The organism is Sphaerisporangium sp. NPDC051017 (assembly GCF_040683095.1).
Lineage (GTDB): Bacteria > Actinomycetota > Actinomycetes > Streptosporangiales > Streptosporangiaceae > Sphaerisporangium.
In genome coordinates, this window is record NZ_JBFBCI010000003.1 from 137,205 (window position 1) to 155,150 (window position 17,946).

Here is a 17,946-nt window from a genome sequence, read left to right on the forward strand (position 1 = left end):
TCGCGTGGCCCGCGGGGGCGGCCACGGATCGTCGCAGGGGGAGCGCTCGTGGCGGATCATGCTGGTGGAATGTCAAGGCCTTGGCGCTGGACGCTTCGCGGGGCGCTGGCCGCCTTCCAGGCGGTCGTCCTCGCCACGTCGGGCCCGCTCGGAGCGGCATGGGCCGTGACGCCCGGCTCGCACGGCGGGCGCCCGGCCTCGGCGGCCGTCTGCCCGCCGACCTCGGTCATCTGCCTGGAGAACAGCCTGCCCGGCAACCCTCCCAGTCAGTGGGACATCGTCGGCGCGGGTGATCCCTCGATCCAGGGCTACGCCACCCAGATGAGCGTGAACCACGGCGAGACGGTGAACTTCAAGATCGCCACCACCTCGTCGGACTACCGCCTGGACATCTACCGCATCGGCTACTACGGCGGCATGGGCGCGCGGCAGATCACGACGGTCAACCCGTCCGTCCCGCTGCCGCAGAGGCAGCCGACCTGCGTGAGCGACTCCACCACCGGGCTGGTCGACTGCGGCAACTGGGCCGTCTCGGCCTCGTGGGTGGTGCCGCCGACCGCCGTCTCCGGCGTCTACATAGCCAAACTGGTACGGCAGGACACTGGGGGGGCGAGCCAGATCATCTTCGTCGTGCGGGACGACGCGCGAGGGTCCGTCCTGCTCATGCAGACCTCCGACGCCACCTGGCAGGCCTACAACACCTACGGCGGCAACAGCCTGTACGCCGGCCAGCCCGCCGGCCGCGCCTACAAGGTCAGCTACGACCGGCCGATCCTCACCCGCGACCCCAACGTCTCGCCGCAGAGCTTCTTCTACAACTCCGAGTACCCGATGGTCCGCTGGCTGGAGGCCAACGGCTACGACGTCAGCTACACCACCAGTATCGACACCGCCTCGCGCCCGGCCGAGCTGCTGGAGCACAAGACGTTCATGTCGGTGGGCCACGACGAGTACTGGTCCAACGAGATGCGCACCAACGTGGAGAACGCCCGGAACAATGGGGTCAACCTCGCCTTCTTCTCCGGCAACGAGATCTTCTGGAAGACGCGGTGGGAGCCCAGCATCGACGGGACGTCGACACCGTTCCGCACGATGGTCTGCTACAAGGAGACGCTGGCCAACGCCAAGATCGATCCCAGCCCGCAGTGGACCGGCACCTGGCGCGACCCCCGCTTCTCCCCGCCGTCGGACGGCGGCCGGCCGGAGAACGCCCTGACCGGCACCCTTTTCATGGTCAACGGCATCGCCAACGACGCGACCACCGTCCCGGCCGATTTCGCGAGCCTGCGGGAGTGGAAGAACACCAGCGTCGCCAACCTGCAACCCGGGCAGATGGTCACGTTCCCCGCGGGCGTGCTCGGCTACGAATGGGACGAGGCGCCGGACAACGCCACCCGGCCCCCCGGGCTGGTGAACATGTCCTCGACCACGATCGCCCTGTCGGAGAGGTACCTGCTGAACTTCGGCAGCGTCTACGGGGCCGGGGTGGCGACCAACAAACTCACCCTCTACAAGCACAGCAGCGGCGCGCTCGTGCTGGGCACCGGCACCACCCAATGGTCCTGGGGCCTGGACGCCGTCCACGACCGGCCGGGCACCCCCACGGACATCGATATGCAGCAGTTCACGGTCAACATCCTGGCGGACATGGGGGCGCAGCCCGCGAGCATCCAGCCCGGCCTGGTCATCGCCACGCCCTCGACGGACACCTCGCCTCCCGTGGCGACGATCACGAGCCCGGCGAGCGGCGCGTCCCTGCTGAGCGGCGTGTCCACCGTCATCCAGGGAACGGCCACCGACACCGGGGGCGGCGTCGTGGCGGCCATGGAGGTGTCGCTGGACGGCGGCGCGACCTGGCGGCAGGCGATCGGGCGCGACACCTGGCAGTTCACCTGGACGCCCACCGTGGCCGGACCGGCGACGATCATGGCGCGGGCGATCGATGACAGCGGGAACATCCAGCCGACGCCGGCTTCGGTGAACGTGAACGTGCTCTTCACCAACTCCATCTGGTCGCCGAGCACGGTGCCCGCCATCGCGGCGCAGAACGACCCGAATTCGGTTGAGATCGGGGTGAAGTTCCGCACCTCGACCGCGGGCACGATCAACGGCCTCCGGTTCTACAAGGGCGCGGGGAACATCGGCACGCATGTGGGCAACCTGTGGAGTTCGACCGGGCAGCTCCTCGCGCGGGCGACGTTCACCAACGAGACGGGCAACGGGTGGCAGTCGGTGGTCTTCTCCACTCCCGTGCAGGTGACCCCCAACACCACATATGTGGCGTCGTACTTCGCCCCGCAGGGCATGTACTCCAAGAACACGCCGTACTTCACCCAGGCGGTGGTGAACGGGCCGCTCACCGCCCTCGCGGACGGCACGGACGGCGGCAACGGGGTGTACACGTACGCGGCGAGCACGACCTTCCCGACGAGCACCTACCAGTCGACCAACTACTGGACGGACGTCATCTTCGTGCAGCCCGTGACCAGCAGCCTGTGGAACGACTCGACGGTCCCGGCGAACCCGTCCTGGCCCGACCCCAAGTCGGTGGTGCTCGGGGTGAAGATCCGGTCATCGGTCAACGGCGTGATCAAGGGCATCCGGTTCTACAAGGGCGCGGGGAACACCGGGACGCACATCGGGAGCCTGTGGAGCAACACGGGTCAACTGCTCGCCAGCGCCACCTTCACCAACGAGACATCGTCCGGCTGGCAGCAGGTGACCTTCGCGAACCCCGTCCCGATCACCGCCGGCACGACCTACGTCGCCTCCTACCTCGCGCCGTCGGGGAACTACGCGACGAACCGGCCGTTCTTCACCACGTCGTACGTGAACCCCCCGCTGACCGCCCTCGCCAGCGGCACGGACGGGCCGAACGGCGTCTACGCGTACAGCTCGACGAACGTGTTCCCCACCCAGACCTTCCAGATGACCAACTACTGGGTCGACGTGCTCTTCAGCACCAGCTGACGGTGCCCACCGCTGGGCCCACCCCTGTACCCACCCCTGGGCGCGGCAAGGTGTCGAACGCGTTTCGGCAAAGGCGCGAGAGGGCGCGGGCCCGCGGTTCCGCCCCGGCGTAGGTTGAGCCCGTCATGATCGGGACGGGCGTCCCGTCGCCGGCTCGGCGGAGGGACGCGGGCGAAATGAAGGTGAGCGTGTGAAGATCCTCGTCACCGGCGGGGCCGGGTTCATCGGCTCCCACTATGTGCGCGACCTGCTGACCGGCGCCTACCCCGGCTACGAGGACGCGCGGGTGACCGTCCTCGACAAGCTCACCTACGCGGGCAACCCGGCCAATCTCGCCCCCGTGTCCGCGAGCCCGCGCTTCACGTTCGTCCACGGCGACATCGCCGACCCGCGCGTCACCGCCGGGGTCGTCCCGGGGCACGACGTGGTGGTGAACTTCGCCGCCGAGACCCACGTCGACCGCTCGATCACCGGCGCGGCGGACTTCGTGGTGTCCAACGTGCTCGGCACCCAGACCCTGTTGCAGGCCGCGCTGGACGCCGGGGTGCGCACCGTCGTGCAGGTCTCCACCGACGAGGTGTACGGCTCGATCGCCGAGGGCGCGTGGGACGAGGACGAGCCGCTGCTGCCCAACTCGCCCTACTCCGCCGCCAAGGCGGGCGCCGACCTGCTGTGCCGCGCCTACCACCGCACCTACGGCCTGGACGTGCGGGTGACCCGCTGCTCCAACAACTACGGCCCCTACCAGTACCCCGAGAAGCTGATCCCGCTGGTCGTCACCAACCTCCTCGACGGCGACCGCGTGCCGCTGTACGGCGACGGCCTCAACGTCCGCGAGTGGCTGCACGTCGACGACCACTGCCGGGCGATCCAGCTCGTGCTGGAGAAGGGGTCGCCGGGCGAGGTGTACAACGTCGGGGGCGGCGTCGAGCTCACCAACCGCGAGCTGGTCGGCCGGCTGCTGGACGCCTGCGGCGCCGGCTGGGACATGGTGGACCACGTCGAGGACCGTCCCGGGCACGACCGGCGGTACGCCGTCGACAGCGGGAAGATCCGGTCCATCGGGTACGAGCCCCTGGCCGGGTTCGACCAGGGGCTCGCCGAGGTGGTGCGCTGGTACGGGGCCAACCAGGCGTGGTGGCGGCCGCTGAAGCGCCGCTCGGGAGGGCGTGCCTGACGGCCCTCAGCCCGGTATCCGGTAGACCGCGTAGTCGCCGTAGCGCACCTGGAGGGACGCGAAGCGCCCGACCTCCTCCGGACGGCCCAGGAGCCGCTCGTCGGCGACCAGCCAGCGCACGCCGTACCGCTCGCGCAGCGCCGCGACCGCCCGCGCCGAGGGCGCCTCGAAGACGGCGTCGCCGGCCCGCAGGCGCGCGGCGTCCCAGAAGGGCCGCTCGGTGAACGGCAGGTCGAGCCTTCCCCGGTCCAGGTTGGCGGCGGTGTAGGCCCAGCCCTCCACGAGCACGCGCCGCTCGGTCAGGGCCGAAACCCAGAAGTGGCGGCTGTCGCACGGCCGCTCGTACCCCCACCGGCAGTGCGCGTTCGTGGCGACCAGGTCGCCCGGCCCCGAATGCGCGCGCAGCCACCGCGCCGCCCGCAGCGCGCCGCGCGGGATCTGCTCGGGCGTGGGGTGGTCGGCCGCGTTCAGGTTGCTGTCCGCGCCGTGGCTCAGATGGGTCAGCACGCGCGCCTGCCAGGCGGCGGGCACGCCGGCCGCCGAGACGGCCACGACCAGCAGTGCCCAGGTGGCCGCGCGCCTCGGTTCCGTCAGGGACGCGGCCACCAGCGACGCGGCGCCGATCAGGATGAGCAGGACGGCGAACGGCAGGAACAGGCCGACGCTCCGCTCTCCGGGCGGCAGCGGGACCTGGACGCCGCACGCCACGCGGACCACGCTCGCCACGGTCGTCCCGGCGACCGCCGCGACGACGATCGCCCGGATGCCCGGCCGGCCTTTGCGTACGGCGGTGACCAGGCCGTACGCGGCCGGCACAGCCAGGTACGGGTAGCACGACTGCAGGAAGTACCCCTGGTTGAGGTCGCCCGCGCTGCCGAGCAGCAGCATCAGCGCGGCCCCCGCCGCCGACAGGCCGAGCATCAGCGTCACGGCGGGGCGCAGGAGCAGCAGGGGCCGGGCGAGTAGCCCGAGCGCGCCGCACCACGTCACGCCCCAGCACATCACGTACACCAGGGCGAACCCCGCCACCAGCCCGGCGGTGGCCTGCCGTCCCGCCAGCTCCGCCCACGTCGCGCGGACCACCGACAGCGGGTCGATCGTCATCCCCCCCCGGGCCCCCGCGAACAGCACGACCTGCGCGAACGCCAGGGCGCCCGCCGTCATGCCGAGCGCCGTGAGCGCGGTGCGCGGCAGACGGCGCGACCGCACCCCCTCGGCGGCCGTCACCAACGCCAGGGCCGACGCCAGCAGGGGAAGGTACGGAGCCTTGGCCCCCGCGACGGACACCAGCAGCACGGCGAGCAGCGCCCACCGGGCACGGCCCCCTCCCGGACGGGCGAGCAGGTCGGCGAGCAGCAGCATCACGGGCGCGAACAGCAGGGCGCCGAAGGTCTGCGTCGGGCTGTTCCAGGGCACGTGCAGCACGCCGGTCCAGCGCATCAGGCCGTTGGCGTTCACGTACAGGCTCGGCGCCGCCACCAGCAGCGTCCCGGCCACGGCCATCGCGCCCCCGGTCGCCGAGCCGATGACCCGGCGGCCCGTCATGCCGACGATGACCGCGAAGGCCACCAGCATGGGCAGCACCGACAGGCGCGTGACCAGCGTCAGCGGCTCCACCCCGGTGATCCAGCTCGACGCCGCCATGTGGGCGTAGGCGAACCAGTGGTAGTTCAGCGGCTCGCCGGCGACGATGGGGAGCTGTGGCGGCATGTGATGCTTCAGCTCACCGACCAGGGACAGATGGAACGGCAGGTCGACGTGGGACCAGCCCGCCTCCGGCCAGGTCGGCGCGGTGACCCGGAAGCAGATGAAGGCGCTCCATGCGGTCAGGTACACGACCGTCCCGGCCGCGAACCACCGCTGCCACGGTGCGGCGTCCCGGCGCGGGCACGCCCTCCAGAACCGGCGCAGCCGGGGGACCAGCAGGAACGCGGCGTACACCGCGACCGGCCACGCCAGGACGAGCAGGGGCGCGCCCAACGCCCGCGCGGGGACGTAGGCGAACATCTCGGCGGCGTAGCCGGTCGCGAGGCCGAGCGCGAGGTCCTCGGGCAGCGTGCGGCGTCCCCGGTACGCGGCCCGCACCAGCAGCGTCCCGGGCACCGCGACGCACACGGCCAGATAGACGCAGAAGAACGCCAGGTCCCGGGCCGAGACGCCGTAGTGGGCGAGGACCGCGAGGGGAAAGCCGCCCGCCACGACGCCGGGGACCCATCGGGAGGTCAGAAGGCGGCGCGCCGGACCTCCCAGGCGCCCTCGCCGGGAGAAAGGCGCGGCCGGAGGGCCCGATGGCGCGGGCCGCGGCGGCGCCACGGTGCCGGCCGGTGAGGGACCACCGGCCGGCGCGATCCGGCCGCGCGCGGTGGCGCCGGCCGGCGGATTCGTCGTCATGGGCGAAAGCTAGGGGTCCTGACCTGCCGGAACAGGCCCGGACGCCCTCAGGCGGCGATCTTCTTACCGGCCTTTTATCCCGCGCCGTACCCGCCCGCCCGCAGGATCACAGGCGCTCGACGTTGGGGCCCCTGCACCGGTTGCGCGTGTCGAAGACATACGCGGCGGCCCGCTGCACCATCTCGTAGTCGAAGCGGTCGTGGTCGGTGAGGACGACCACCATGTCCGCCTGCGCCATCTCCCAGGCCGTCGCCTCGACCAGCGAGAGCCCGCCGGGCAGCGGATGGGCGTCCACGTGTGGGTCGGCGGCCTTGACCTCCGCGCCGAGCTTGATCAGCGCCTTGACCACCTCGATCGCCGGGGACTCCCTGATGTCGCCGGTGTTCTTCTTGTAGGCCAGGCCGAGGGCGAGGATCTTGCTGCGCAGCATCGGCCTGCCCTGCCGGTTCAGCGAGAGCGAGAGCCGGTGCACCACGTAGTCCGGCATGTGGTCGTTGATGTCGTTGGCCAGCTCGACGAACCGGAAGTTGTGCCCCAGGCTCCGCTTGACCTTCCACGACAGGTACGACGGGTCGATCGGCAGGCAGTGCCCGCCCACGCCCGGCCCCGGCGTGAACCGCATGTAGCCGAAGGGCTTGGTCGAGGCCGCGTCGATGGCCTCCCACACGTCGATGCCGAGCTGCTCGGCGAAGATGGACAGCTCGTTCACCAGCGCCACGTTGACGTGCCTGAAGGTGTTCTCCAGAAGCTTGCACAGCTCGGCCACCCGCGGGGAGGAGACCGGCACGGCGTGCTCCACGATGCGCTCGTAGAAGTCCTGCACCTTGCGCAGCGACGCCGGGTCGATGCCCGAGACGATCTTCGGGGTGTTCTCCAGGCGCCAGCGCGGGTTGCCCGGGTCGATGCGCTCGGGGCTGTACCCGAGCGAGAAGTCCTCGGGCGTGCGCAGCTCCGAACCCTCCTCCAGCACGCCGCGCAGGTGCTCCTCCGTCGTGCCCGGATACGTCGTCGACTCCAGGACGACCGTCGCCCCGGGCCGGACGAACGGCGCGATGGAGCGGCCGGCCTCGGTGATGTGCCGCAGGTCCGGGACGCCGTCGCGCAGCGGCGTCGGCACCGTGATCACGCAGACGTCGAAGTCCGCCGCCCGCGAGTAGTCGGTTGCGGCGAGGTACCGGCCGGAGCGGCGCGCCTCCGCCAGCACGTCGTCGCCGACGTCCTCGATGTAGGACTCGGCGGCGTTTAGCCGCTTCACCCTCCAGGCGTCGACGTCGAGCCCCACGACGTCGAACCCCGCCTCCACCGCGCGCATGGCGAGCGGCAGGCCGACGTACCCCTGTCCGATCACCACCAGTTTGTCGCCCATGTCAGGACCCCCCGTAGTTCGGCTACGTGGCCAGACTGTAGGCGTCCGCGCGCGCCGCGACGATCATTCGCCGCGTGCGCGCGTGTCGCCCGCGTGATGGGAGAACCCGTGATGACCTGCGGTGATGTCCGGACGGCGTGGCGGCGGCGCCTGGGTGGTGGTTGGCCGGCGCTTGTGTGGCGCTTTGGGCGACGCTTTGGGCGACGCGGCTTCAGCGGCCGATGAGCGAGGAGACGCGGTCGATCACGCCGAGCGGCACGTGCCGCGCGACCGCCGAGATCACCTTGTACCGCGCGTCGGGCACGCTGACCGTCACGCCGCGGGCGAAGTCGCGCATGGCGGCGTCCACCACGCGGTCGGCCGACAGCCACAGGAAGTCCGGGATGCCGGAGGTGTCGATCGACGCCCGCTCGTGGAACTCCGTCCGCACGAAGCCGGGGCACAGCGCCATGACGCGCACGCGCGGCTCCGGCACCTTGGCCGCCAGCCCCGCGCTGAAGTTCACCACCCACGCCTTGGACGCGCTGTAGGTGCTGTCCGCGATGAAGGCCGCCACCGAGGCGACGTTGATGACGCCGCCGCGGCCGCGCGCGCGGATGCCCGGCAGCGCGGCCAGCGTGAGCCGCAGCACCGCCTCGCAGTGCACGCGCAGCATCGTGACCTCCTCGGCCACCGGCACCTCGAGGGCCTCGCCGCCGTGCGCGAACCCGGCGTTGTTGACCAGCAGGTCGACGCCCTCGCCGAGCCGGTCCTCCACCGCCGCGACGCCCTTCTCGTCCGACAGGTCGGCGGCGAGCGCGTCGGCCCGCACGCCGTACCGGCGGTGCAGCGTGCGGGCCGTCGCGTCGAGGCGCTTGCCGTCTCGGGCCACCAGGACCAGCGAGAAGCCGTCGGCGGCGAGCCTGCGGGCGAAGGCGGCGCCGAGACCGGCGGTCGCGCCCGTGATGAGTGCGGTAGGCATGGGGGCAGACTAGCCGCTCCCGATTCCTGACGGGACTCGTCCGTATATGGTCCTGGCGAGCCCTACAGTCCGCCCTCAGACATCCCGTGCACGGCCGGGATCGTGCCCAGTCGCCCCTTCTGGAAGTCCTCGAACGCCTGCTGAAGCTCTTCCTGGGTGTTCATGACGAACGGGCCGTAGTGCGCCATCGGCTCGCGGATGGGCTGCCCGCCGAGGAGGACCACCTCCAGGTTCGGAGTGTGGGCGTCCTGCTTCTCGTCCGCGCGGACGGTCAGCGAGGAGCCGGCGCCGAAGACAGCGGTCTGGCCCAGGTGGATCGGACGCCGCTCAGTGCCCACCGACCCGCGCCCGGCCAGCACGTACGCGAGGCCGTTGAAGTCCTCGCGCCACGGCAGGGTGATCTCCGCGCCCGGCGCCAGCGTCGCGTGGATCATCGTGATCGGCGTGTGCGTGATGCCGGGACCGGCGTGGCCGTCCAGCTCACCGGCGATGACGCGCAGTAGCGCCCCGCCGTCGGGGGAGGTCAACAGCTGGACCTGGCCGCCGCGGATGTCCTGGTACCGCGGGGCCATCATCTTGTCCTTCGCCGGGAGGTTCACCCACAGTTGCAGACCGTGGAAGAGACCACCCGACATGACGAGGTGCTCCGGCGGCGCCTCAATGTGGAGCAGACCGGAGCCGGCCGTCATCCACTGGGTGTCGCCGTTGGTGATGGTGCCGCCGCCGCCGTTGGAGTCCTGGTGGTCGAAGATCCCGTCGATGATGTAGGTGACGGTCTCGAAGCCACGATGGGGATGCCACGGGGTCCCTTTCGGCTCCCCAGGCTGGTAGTCCACCTCACCCATCTGGTCCATCATGATGAACGGGTCCAGGTACCGATAGTTGATCCCCGCGAACGCCCGACGGACGGGGAAACCCTCACCTTCGAATCCGCTCGGCGCGGTCGTCACGGCCAGCACGGGACGAGCCACGGCATCCGCCGACGCGGCCACGCGCGGCAGGGTCAAGGGGTTGTCGACAGTTACGGCAGGCATGGTCCCTCCTTCGGGATGGCGGCGTGGGCCGCGAGGGTGGGCCTCCCGGTGTGGCGCCGCTCTGGCGTAGAATACTCCTCACAACAGAAGTTGATGATTCAACTATTCCCCCGGGTGACGGGAGACTGCCTGTCCACCCGGCACTGGACGTGCCCGGGCTGCGGCACCCGGCACGACAGGGATGTCAACGCCGCGAAGAACATCCTGGCGGCAGGTCTTGCCGTGTCCGCCTGTGGAGGTGACGTCAGACACTCCGGGCCCTCCCGGGTGCGGTCGCCTGGGAAGCAGGAACCCCGACCTGTGAAGGTTGGACTCCCCCGCCTTTAGGCGTGGGGAGGAAGTCAAAGCTTGAAGTCCAGGTCGGGGATGATTTCGGCGACGTCCATCTGGGCCTTCTGCAGGCGGCCTGAGTAGTCCCAGTTCATGGCCTGCCAGCGGGTGAACTGGTCGAGCACCCACTGCCCGGACTGGCGGCTGCCGTTGCCCGACTTCCCGTTGCCGCCGAAGGGCAGGTGCGCCTCGGCGCCGGAGGTCGAGTTGTTGACGCTCACCATGCCGGCCCCGATGCCGGCCCGGAACCGGAACGCGGACTTCGGGTCGGTCGTGTAGATGGAGGACGACAGCCCGTACCCGGGTCGGTTGGCGAGTTCGACCGCTTCGTCCAGGCCGGCGAACGACGTCACCCCCACGATCGGGCCGAATGTCTCCTCCAGGAACAGGCGGTCCTGGGGACGCACCCCGTCCACGACGACCGGGTGGTAGTACAGCCCGCCCGCGCCGTCGAACCCCGCGCGGGGGTTGTCGGCGGTGATCCGCCCCGTGGGACCGGTGACGACCGTGTGGTGCGGTTCGATCCAGCCGAGGTAGTCCTCGTAGCGGTCGGCGAACCGCTGGTCGAGCATCGGGCCGTACAGCACGTCGCCCGCGGGGTCGCCGACGCTCGCTCCGGCCACGGCCCGCGCGTACCTGCCGACGAACTCCTGGTGCACGGACTCGTGCACCAGGACGGTGCCGAGCGAGGTGCATCGCTGCCCGGCCGTGCCGAACCCGGAGAACAGCGCGCCCTCGACGGCCAGGTCGAGATCGGCGTCGGGCATGATCACCATGGGGTTCTTGCCGCCGAGCTCCAGGCACGGCGACTGGAGGTGACGCCCGCACAGCTCGCCGATCCGCCGCCCGACGGCGGTGGAGCCGGTAAAGCCGACCTTCTGGACGGTGCCCTCGCCGAGCGCGATGTCCAGCCCGGCGAAGGTGGTGGGCCCGTCGGCGAAGACGATGTTGAGCACACCGTCGGGCAGCCCGGCCGCCGCGAACAGCCGGTACATCGCGTGGGCGGAGGCCGCGGCGTGCTCGGCGGGCTTCCACACCACGGCGTTGCCGCAGAGCAGGGCGGGGACGAGATACCAGCTCGGCACCGCGACCGGGAAGTTGCCCGCGGTGATGACCGCGGCGACGCCCACGGGGACGCGGAACGTGAAGAGGCTCTTGTCGGGCATCTCTGACGGAACGGTCTGGCCGTAGAGGCGGCGGCCCTCGCCGAGGAAGAAGTCGCAGGTGTCGACGATCTCGCGGACCTCGCCGAGCGCCTCGGCGTACGGCTTGCCGATCTCGGCGGTCACCAGGCGCGCCAGCGCCTCGGCGTTGGCCTCGACCAGCCGCCCGATCGAGGCGATCACCCGGCCGCGCACCGGCGCGGGGACGGCGGCCCACTCGCGCTGGGCGGCCGAGGCCACGCCGCAGGCCCAGGCGAACGTCGCCTCGCTCGCGAGCCGGACCTTGGCCACGGTCTCGGACGTGCGTGCCGGGTTGACCGACTCATAGGCCGGGCCGGTGGCGTCGTCGGCCGGTTTGCCACCGATGACGGAGCTGATCTGGCGGGTCACCGTTGACCTCCTCACGTGGGCTCTTGCCAGCATTCTTCCGCCTGAACCGGCTTTCCCCAACACGCCCCCCGCCATCTGTGGACAACTTCGCGTCGTCCACAGGGACGGTCGTCACGAACCTCGCGAACAGGGTTCGGCGGTGGTCGGCGGGGCCGGGCAGCGCTGCGCTCCCAGGCCAGGCGATGCGGCCGCCCGGGGTCCAGGAGGCGGATGGACCACGGAGGCGTCCCGCCGGTGAGCACGGCCCGGGACGAGGCGGGCAACCACACCCATCGTCCCGAGGCCGGTGTGAAAGACGCCGCACTCGGCATTTCCGAATGTGACTGACATTGAAGTGGATCGCGCGCTTTGGCGTCCGATCTTTGTCGTTTCATTGCCGTGCTCGCGAAACTCCTGATCAAGATACGGGTACGCACGAGATCGATTGTCACCGCTTTCTGGAGCGGGCCGAATTCCGGGCGGCCGGTGCCGTGCCGCCGGAGAAACGGGCGAAAACCCTCCAGGTCGAACAAGGCGGATCTCGTCAATCAACCCGTTTCCCCTGATCCGTCGCGATCGATGGATCCAGGGAGGCGTGCCCGAATTCGCACCCATCGATCAGGAGGATCCGTTGCGAAATTTTCGCCGACGCGCGTCGCTGGCCGCCGCCATCGGCATCACCGCCCTTTCCCTCGCCGGCGTGCCGGCCCAGGCGGGCACCCGAACCGATTCCGTGACGAGGACGGCCTCCGTTCACACGGCCGTACCTGTTGCGCCCGTCGCGTCGGCTCACGCTGTCCACGCGCCCGGTGGGGACGCCGCCGACGTGGCGGTGTCGCAGTCCGCCGGGGGGACCTCCACTCCCGACGAGCCGGTCTGCGCGGCCCCCTACATCAATGAGGATCCGAGGCTCGGGCCGATGAGCCTGCCGAGAAAAGGCATCCTGGGCAGGATTCTGGCCGATTACGAGCCGCTCGGCGGGCTTCCTCCGCAGAAGTTCCTGAACCGGTACTGGGACTGGGGAAAGAATTCGTACCGTTACCCGCCTGATTTCGGATTCGCCCACTCCGGCGGCTACTCCAACGGCAGGCCGCTCATCGCCTCGAAAACGCTGCGCATCGGCGAGCGGGTGGACCGCTTCGGAAGCGAATTCGGTGCCTTCCTCGCCCCTTATGGCACGCCGTACGCCGAACGGAGCATTCCGCCCACCAACCTGGACACGTTCCCGGATTCCCCGGAATATCCTTGTAACTACCGTGCCTACCGGGTGAGCCGGGACTTCGCCGCCGATTTCGGCCCCATCGCGTCGGCGTTCCAGCAGCCGGGCGGAGGCTCGCAGTACCACCTGGTCAGCAGGCTGATCGCCGAGGCGCCGCAGACGCGGGACGAGGTCCCGGTGAAGTGGCTGGTCGACAACGGCTATTTGGAGCGGATCAACTGATCGGCCCCGCCGCCGGGAGCGCGCCTCCGGCCCGCGGGCTACCGGGGCGCGCGCTCCGTCGAGGACACCGAAGGTCAGGCGTCGCAGGGCCCGGAAGCCGGCGACGTCGAAACCGGGCGACGCCACGCAGCTCACCAGGACGCCCTCGTCCCCGGCGGGACGGGCGGCCTGCCACGTGCCGGCCGGGAGCGGTTACACGGCGTTGCTGATGAAGTACGTCCGCCGTCCCGGCGAGGCCCCGCCGGACGCGCGCCCGCTGCACGTCCGCTTCCACGCCTTTTCCGCGGACGGCTGACCGGCGGCCGGCGTATTCACATTCCATAGGCGGTCATAGGCGAACTCGATGCCCGCCGCTCGCCCATAGAAGTGATTCATGTCCCTCCGCAGAAACCCATTCACGTCCCGAATCCGGTCATCGGCGAATCCGATGCCCGAAGGGGCGGGACGCACGGCCCGGCTCTGAGCGGGAGGTTTCCCGGGGCCGGGCCGGAAAGCGGCGTCACGCGCGGTCCGTCAGACGGCGCGCCATCCAGATCAGCGATTCGGTTATCTGTTCCTTCGAAAGTCCCAGCGTGCGCCGCTGGAACCGGTACACCTCGGGCGCCAGCGGGGCCAGGACGGGGTCCACCGCCCCGTCCGGGTCCGGCGCCTCGGCGTGGACCAGCAGCATGCGCACGTGCACGCGCCAGAAATCGTAGGCACCCGTGACGAACCTGGCCCTGCCGGTCTCCGCGCCCAGGATGAGGTGGAGATGACGTTCCAGCAGGTCAACGGAGGCCTCGTAGAAGGCGACGAGCCGTTCGGTGGGCGGGGCGCCCGGACCGAGCGGCGGTTCGCCACGCAGCAGATCCTCCTGGAGGCGCCGCTCGTGCTCGTCGAGCAGCGCGATGCAGATGGACGCGGGGTCGGGATACCGCCGGTAGAGGGTCGCGCGGCCCACGCCGGCGGCACGCGCGATCTCTTCCATGGTCACGTCGCGCGCGTCCATCGTCGCGAACAGCCGTTCCGCCGCCTCCAGGACCCGTGCCCGGTTGCGCGCGGCGTCCGCGCGCTCCTGAACCGGAGGGCTGGCCTGTTCGGTGGAAGAAAACTGGAGTAAAGGGAGTTCACGGAGGGCGGGACCGAGCACCGACCCGATCTGACGTGTCGGAGTCTCCTTCTTCGCCGAGTTCCCGTCGGCACCGTTATGCAATTCGCTCATACCCCCATCGTAGGGCGTTCAACTGAGTCATGTGGACATCGCGTCCACTTGTGTCGTACTGTTGGGGACAGCTAACCGGACCCAATGTCCACTTCTCCGTCGATGAGGATTCCGAAATGCATGCCCTCCTCCTCGCCTCGGCACTGCTGATCGGCTGCCTGTTAGCCGTGCAGGCCTCGGTGAACCTCCAGCTCAACAAGGCCGTCGGCACCCCGTATGGTGCCTCCACCCTCCAGTTGAGCGTGGCGACCGCGCTCCTGGCGGTCCTGGCCGTCGCCGTCGGGACGATCACCGCGGTCGACCTGGTGCCGGACGTCCCGTTCTGGCACCTGCTCGGCGGCCTCGCCAGCCCGCTCTACATCACCAGCGGCATCCTGCTCTTCCCGCGCCTCGGCGCCCTGGCCGCGGTCGGCCTGTTCGTCACGGGCCAGATGTTCGCCTCCCTGGGCCTGGACCTGCTGGGCCTTATCGGCATCGAGCAGAAGCCGATCAGCGCCGGCATCGTCGTCGGCGCCATCGCGGTCCTGGTCGGCATCACGGTCATCATCCGCAGCCAGCTCGTCGCCCAGAAGGTTCCGGCGGTCGCCACCCCCGTCGCGGTCACCGTGGGCGGCGGCGGTTCGGTCGCGACGGCCACCAGGCCCGCCGCGCCCGCCCCGGCTCCGAAGCGCTCCGGCCTCGGCCAGGGAGGCTGGATCATCCTCGGCCTCATCGCCGGCGCCGTGCTGCCCATCCAGGGCGCGATCAACGCCCAGCTTCGCAAGGATCTGCAGGCCCCGGTGACCGTGGCGATGCTCAGCTTCATCGTCGCCACGCTGACCATCCTCGTCGCCCTGCTCCTCCTGCGTGCCACCCGCCGCACCCCGGCGCCGAAGTTCGAGCCGCTGCGCCGCATGCCGTGGTGGGGCTGGCTCGGTGGCGCCTGCGCCGCCGCGTACGTGACGGCGACGTTCATGCTGATCCCGACCATCGGCGCCGCGACCACGGTCGCGCTGACGGTGACCGGCCAGCAGGTGGCCTCGGCGGTCGTCGACAACTACGGCCTGTTCCGGATGCCCCGCCGCCCGCTCACGCTGCCCCGCCTCGGCGGACTGGCCCTGCTCATCGCCGGGTCGGTGCTCGTCCAGCTCACCTGAGATCACCCGGATGATCTGCTCGGCCGATCCCCCGAGCTCGGACCGCACCAGGACCATCCGGACCCGTCCAGGGCCACTCGGATCCACCAGATCGACGCGGTACCACCAGATAGACGCGGCACAGCCGGAGCCCGACCCGGCCTCTTGATTCCTCAGGCCTGAGATTCCCTCAGGCCTGAGACATCTCAGCGCGAGAAGGCATCCCAGCTGCCCGGCCCTGAGACTCCCCGAACTCCGAAAGGACTCCTCCGTGCCTTCGAACCTGCGAGCCACCTACCTGGCGGCTCCGGACGTCTTCACCTTCCCGTCGTCCTTACCGATCCCCGGCGCGGGCCGGCTGCCGGTGAACGCCTTCCTGATCCGCTCGGCGCAGCCGATCCTGGTCGACACCGGCATGGCGATCGACCGGGGCCACTTCGAGAACGCCCTGTGGTCGCTGGTCGAGCCCGAGGACCTGCGCTGGATCATCCTCACGCACGATGACCGCGACCACGCCGGCAATCTCAAGGAAGTCCTGATGGCGGCCCCGCACGCCAAGCTGATCACCAACGGCCTGTCGGTCGCGCGGCTCGGCGAGGAGTGGGACGTGCCCGCCCACCGCGTGGTGCAGGTCAACCCCGGCCGGACGCTGGACCTCGGCGGGCGTGAGATCAGCCTGCTGCGTCCCCCGTCCTTCGACTCCCCCTCGACGCTCGCGGTGTACGACCACCGGAGCGAGGCGCTGTTCAGCGCGGACAGCCTCGGCACCGTCATTCCCGAGCTGGCCGAGAACGCCGCCGAGGTCTCCCGCACCGACTACCTCGACGGCGTGTCGATGTTCACCCGGGCGAACGCCCCCTGGACCGCGCTGGTGGACCAGAACAAGTGGAACGCCCTGCTGGACAGCGTCGCGCTCCTGCGTCCCCGCCTCGTGCTGAGCGCCCACGGCCTGACCGTGGAGGACCGCATCGAGGAACTGCTGGGGACCGTGCGCGCCGTCCCGACCCAGCGGCCGTGGCTGCCGGGCGAGGACGTCGAGGCCGCCACCCTGCTCGCCGCGCACGACACGCTGGCCGAGGTCACGGCCTCCTGACCCGCCGCGTGGCTACCTTTTCCCTGATCACAAAGGAGTGAACACGTGACCACAGTGAATCCCGTCGAGGCGAACCCCACCCCGGAGCCCGGACGCATCATCATCTTCTCGGACATCTGGTGCTCGTTCGCGCACATCGCCATCCACCGGCTCCACGTGACCCGGGAGCGGCTCGGCCTGACCGACGCGGTCCAGTTCGACCACCGCGCCTTCCCGCTGGAGATGCTCAACGACGCGCCAAGCCCCCGGCCCGGCACGGACAGCGAGGTCGGCCGGATGGCGAGCCACGAGCCCGAGGCCGGCTGGCAGCTCTGGCAGGCCAAGGACTGGCTGTACCCGTCGACCACCCTGCCCGCGCTGGAGGCCGTCCAGGCCGCCAAGGAGCAGGGATGGGCCGCCTCCGAGCAGCTCGACCTCGCCCTGCGGAAGGCGTTCTGGGCCGAGTCGCGGTGCATCAGCCACCGCAAGGTCATCCTCGACACGGCCGCATCCACCGGCGTGGTCGACGTGGCGGCGCTCAACGAGGCGCTGGACGACGGCCGCGCGCGGCACTCGCTCTCCGAGCAGACGGCGCTCGCGAAGTCCGACCGGATCAACTGCAGCCCGCACCTCTTCCTGCCTGACGGCACGAACCACGCCAACCCCGGCATCCAGGTGGGCTGGACCGGCGCGTACGGCATCGGCTGGCCGGTCGTGCACGCCGACGACCCGGCCGTGTACGAGGACATCCTCAAGCGGTCGGCCGCCTGAGCGGCGTACACCGCGGTAAAGACACAGCACACGGACAGGGCGACCGTCCCCCGGTGACCGTCGCCCTGTCCGTCATGCCCGCCATACCCTCCTGAGTTGTTTCGGCCCAGCTCGCCGAGGACCGGCCGCACACGCCCATTGTGGCCGGTCGCACCCGGCCGTCTCCTGCCTTTTCTCTGGCCGCGCCCCCTCTTTCGCGTCTTATTTCGCGCCGCCCCGCGCCGCCCCTCTCCTCATCTGCCCTGCCGATGCAGCCATTCGGTCGAACGATCCGGCTTTCCGGCGACGGCATTACATGCGCGCGATCCGTGTTATCGCGTCCGACGGCGCGCCACTTCTCCACCCGACCACTCGGGCGATCCGTCCACGTGACTCCCTCATGTGATTCCTCTATGTGACTCCCGAGCTCCTCGGGCCGTACCTGACCTGCGGCCTGAGGGGCGACGGGCCCGTTCCCGCGGACTCGGCAGGACCCACGAATTCCTCACTCGAATTCCTCACATGCCCGCCGGCTCCTCGCTTTCGAGAACCCGCGTCCAACTGTGGAAGGCGCGCCCCACAGCGGCGGTCTCCCGATTACGCGAG

Annotated in this window: 12 protein-coding genes and 2 pseudogenes; 7 read left to right on the forward strand and 7 right to left on the reverse strand. The window is 70.5% G+C overall.

All coding sequences use genetic code 11. From position 1 onward, the window contains the following. Positions 1–69: 69 nt before the first annotated feature. Both AB0M95_RS04690 and rfbB read left to right on the forward strand, forming a co-directional pair. Positions 70–2,970, forward strand: a complete 2,901-nt coding sequence (locus tag AB0M95_RS04690) for a DUF4082 domain-containing protein (RefSeq protein WP_363759471.1) — start codon at positions 70–72, stop codon at positions 2,968–2,970. A 190-nt stretch (positions 2,971–3,160) separates the two neighbouring features. After that, a complete protein-coding gene (gene rfbB / locus AB0M95_RS04695) occupies positions 3,161–4,147 on the forward strand; it encodes a dTDP-glucose 4,6-dehydratase (protein WP_358509630.1) in 987 nt (328 codons plus the stop codon). 6 nt (positions 4,148–4,153) lie between these two features. On the opposite strand, the gene AB0M95_RS04700 is transcribed toward rfbB, so the two are convergent. The 4 genes from AB0M95_RS04700 to AB0M95_RS04715 form a co-directional block, all read right to left on the reverse strand. Continuing rightward, positions 4,154–6,538 carry a hypothetical protein gene (locus AB0M95_RS04700; protein WP_363759476.1) on the reverse strand — a complete coding sequence of 795 codons (2,385 nt, stop codon included), beginning with the start codon at positions 6,536–6,538 and terminating at the stop codon, positions 4,154–4,156. Positions 6,539–6,644: 106 nt separating this feature from the next. Then, a complete protein-coding gene (locus tag AB0M95_RS04705) occupies positions 6,645–7,904 on the reverse strand; it encodes a nucleotide sugar dehydrogenase (protein ID WP_363759479.1) in 1,260 nt (419 codons plus the stop codon). Positions 7,905–8,115: 211 nt separating this feature from the next. Then, positions 8,116–8,865 carry an SDR family oxidoreductase gene (locus tag AB0M95_RS04710; RefSeq protein WP_363759482.1) on the reverse strand — a complete coding sequence of 250 codons (750 nt, stop codon included), beginning with the start codon at positions 8,863–8,865 and terminating at the stop codon, positions 8,116–8,118. A gap of 62 nt (positions 8,866–8,927) precedes the next feature. Continuing rightward, positions 8,928–9,899, reverse strand: a complete 972-nt coding sequence (locus tag AB0M95_RS04715; RefSeq protein ID WP_363759485.1) for a pirin family protein — start codon at positions 9,897–9,899, stop codon at positions 8,928–8,930. A gap of 129 nt (positions 9,900–10,028) precedes the next feature. Between AB0M95_RS04715 and AB0M95_RS04720 the strand changes: the two are divergent. Continuing rightward, positions 10,029–10,226: pseudogene (locus tag AB0M95_RS04720) on the forward strand (zinc ribbon domain-containing protein); the annotation flags it as partial. A 14-nt stretch (positions 10,227–10,240) separates the two neighbouring features. Here AB0M95_RS04720 and AB0M95_RS04725 read toward each other — a convergent pair. Next, positions 10,241–11,782, reverse strand: a complete 1,542-nt coding sequence (locus tag AB0M95_RS04725) for an aldehyde dehydrogenase family protein (RefSeq protein WP_363759488.1) — start codon at positions 11,780–11,782, stop codon at positions 10,241–10,243. Between the two features lie 574 nt (positions 11,783–12,356). Here AB0M95_RS04725 and AB0M95_RS04730 point away from each other — a divergent pair. Next, on the forward strand, positions 12,357–13,202 hold the full coding sequence (locus tag AB0M95_RS04730; protein WP_363759491.1) for a TNT domain-containing protein: 846 nt from the start codon (positions 12,357–12,359) through the stop codon (positions 13,200–13,202). A 102-nt stretch (positions 13,203–13,304) separates the two neighbouring features. Here the strand turns inward: AB0M95_RS04730 and AB0M95_RS04735 are convergent. Further along, a pseudogene (locus AB0M95_RS04735) lies at positions 13,305–13,376 on the reverse strand (cupin domain-containing protein); the annotation flags it as partial. Between the two features lie 325 nt (positions 13,377–13,701). Then, entirely contained in the window at positions 13,702–14,403 is a 702-nt protein-coding gene (locus tag AB0M95_RS04740; protein ID WP_363759494.1) for a TetR/AcrR family transcriptional regulator, read from the reverse strand. 116 nt (positions 14,404–14,519) lie between these two features. On the opposite strand from AB0M95_RS04740, the gene AB0M95_RS04745 reads away from it, so the two are divergent. The 3 genes from AB0M95_RS04745 to AB0M95_RS04755 all read left to right on the forward strand — a co-directional run bounded on the left by AB0M95_RS04745 (position 14,520) and on the right by AB0M95_RS04755 (position 17,361). Continuing rightward, positions 14,520–15,539: a DMT family transporter gene (locus AB0M95_RS04745; protein ID WP_363759497.1), complete on the forward strand. Its 1,020-nt coding sequence runs from the start codon at positions 14,520–14,522 to the stop codon at positions 15,537–15,539. A 250-nt stretch (positions 15,540–15,789) separates the two neighbouring features. Continuing rightward, complete coding sequence (locus AB0M95_RS04750; protein ID WP_363759500.1) at positions 15,790–16,611, forward strand: MBL fold metallo-hydrolase; 822 nt, start codon at positions 15,790–15,792, stop codon at positions 16,609–16,611. 45 nt (positions 16,612–16,656) lie between these two features. Next, entirely contained in the window at positions 16,657–17,361 is a 705-nt protein-coding gene (locus tag AB0M95_RS04755) for a DsbA family protein (RefSeq protein ID WP_363759503.1), read from the forward strand. Positions 17,362–17,946: the final 585 nt, after the last annotated feature.

Excerpts from the sequence above, each read along its gene's own strand:
- AB0M95_RS04690 (WP_363759471.1), top strand. The coding sequence starts at position 70 with ATGTCAAGGCCTTGGCGCTGGACGCTTCGCGGGGCGCTGGCCGCCTTC.
- AB0M95_RS04700 (WP_363759476.1), bottom strand. The coding sequence starts at position 6,538 with ATGACGACGAATCCGCCGGCCGGCGCCACCGCGCGCGGCCGGATCGCG.
- AB0M95_RS04705 (WP_363759479.1), bottom strand. The coding sequence starts at position 7,904 with ATGGGCGACAAACTGGTGGTGATCGGACAGGGGTACGTCGGCCTGCCG.
- AB0M95_RS04710 (WP_363759482.1), bottom strand. The coding sequence starts at position 8,865 with ATGCCTACCGCACTCATCACGGGCGCGACCGCCGGTCTCGGCGCCGCC.
- AB0M95_RS04715 (WP_363759485.1), bottom strand. The coding sequence starts at position 9,899 with ATGCCTGCCGTAACTGTCGACAACCCCTTGACCCTGCCGCGCGTGGCC.
- AB0M95_RS04740 (WP_363759494.1), bottom strand. The coding sequence starts at position 14,403 with ATGAGCGAATTGCATAACGGTGCCGACGGGAACTCGGCGAAGAAGGAG.
- AB0M95_RS04745 (WP_363759497.1), top strand. The coding sequence starts at position 14,520 with ATGCATGCCCTCCTCCTCGCCTCGGCACTGCTGATCGGCTGCCTGTTA.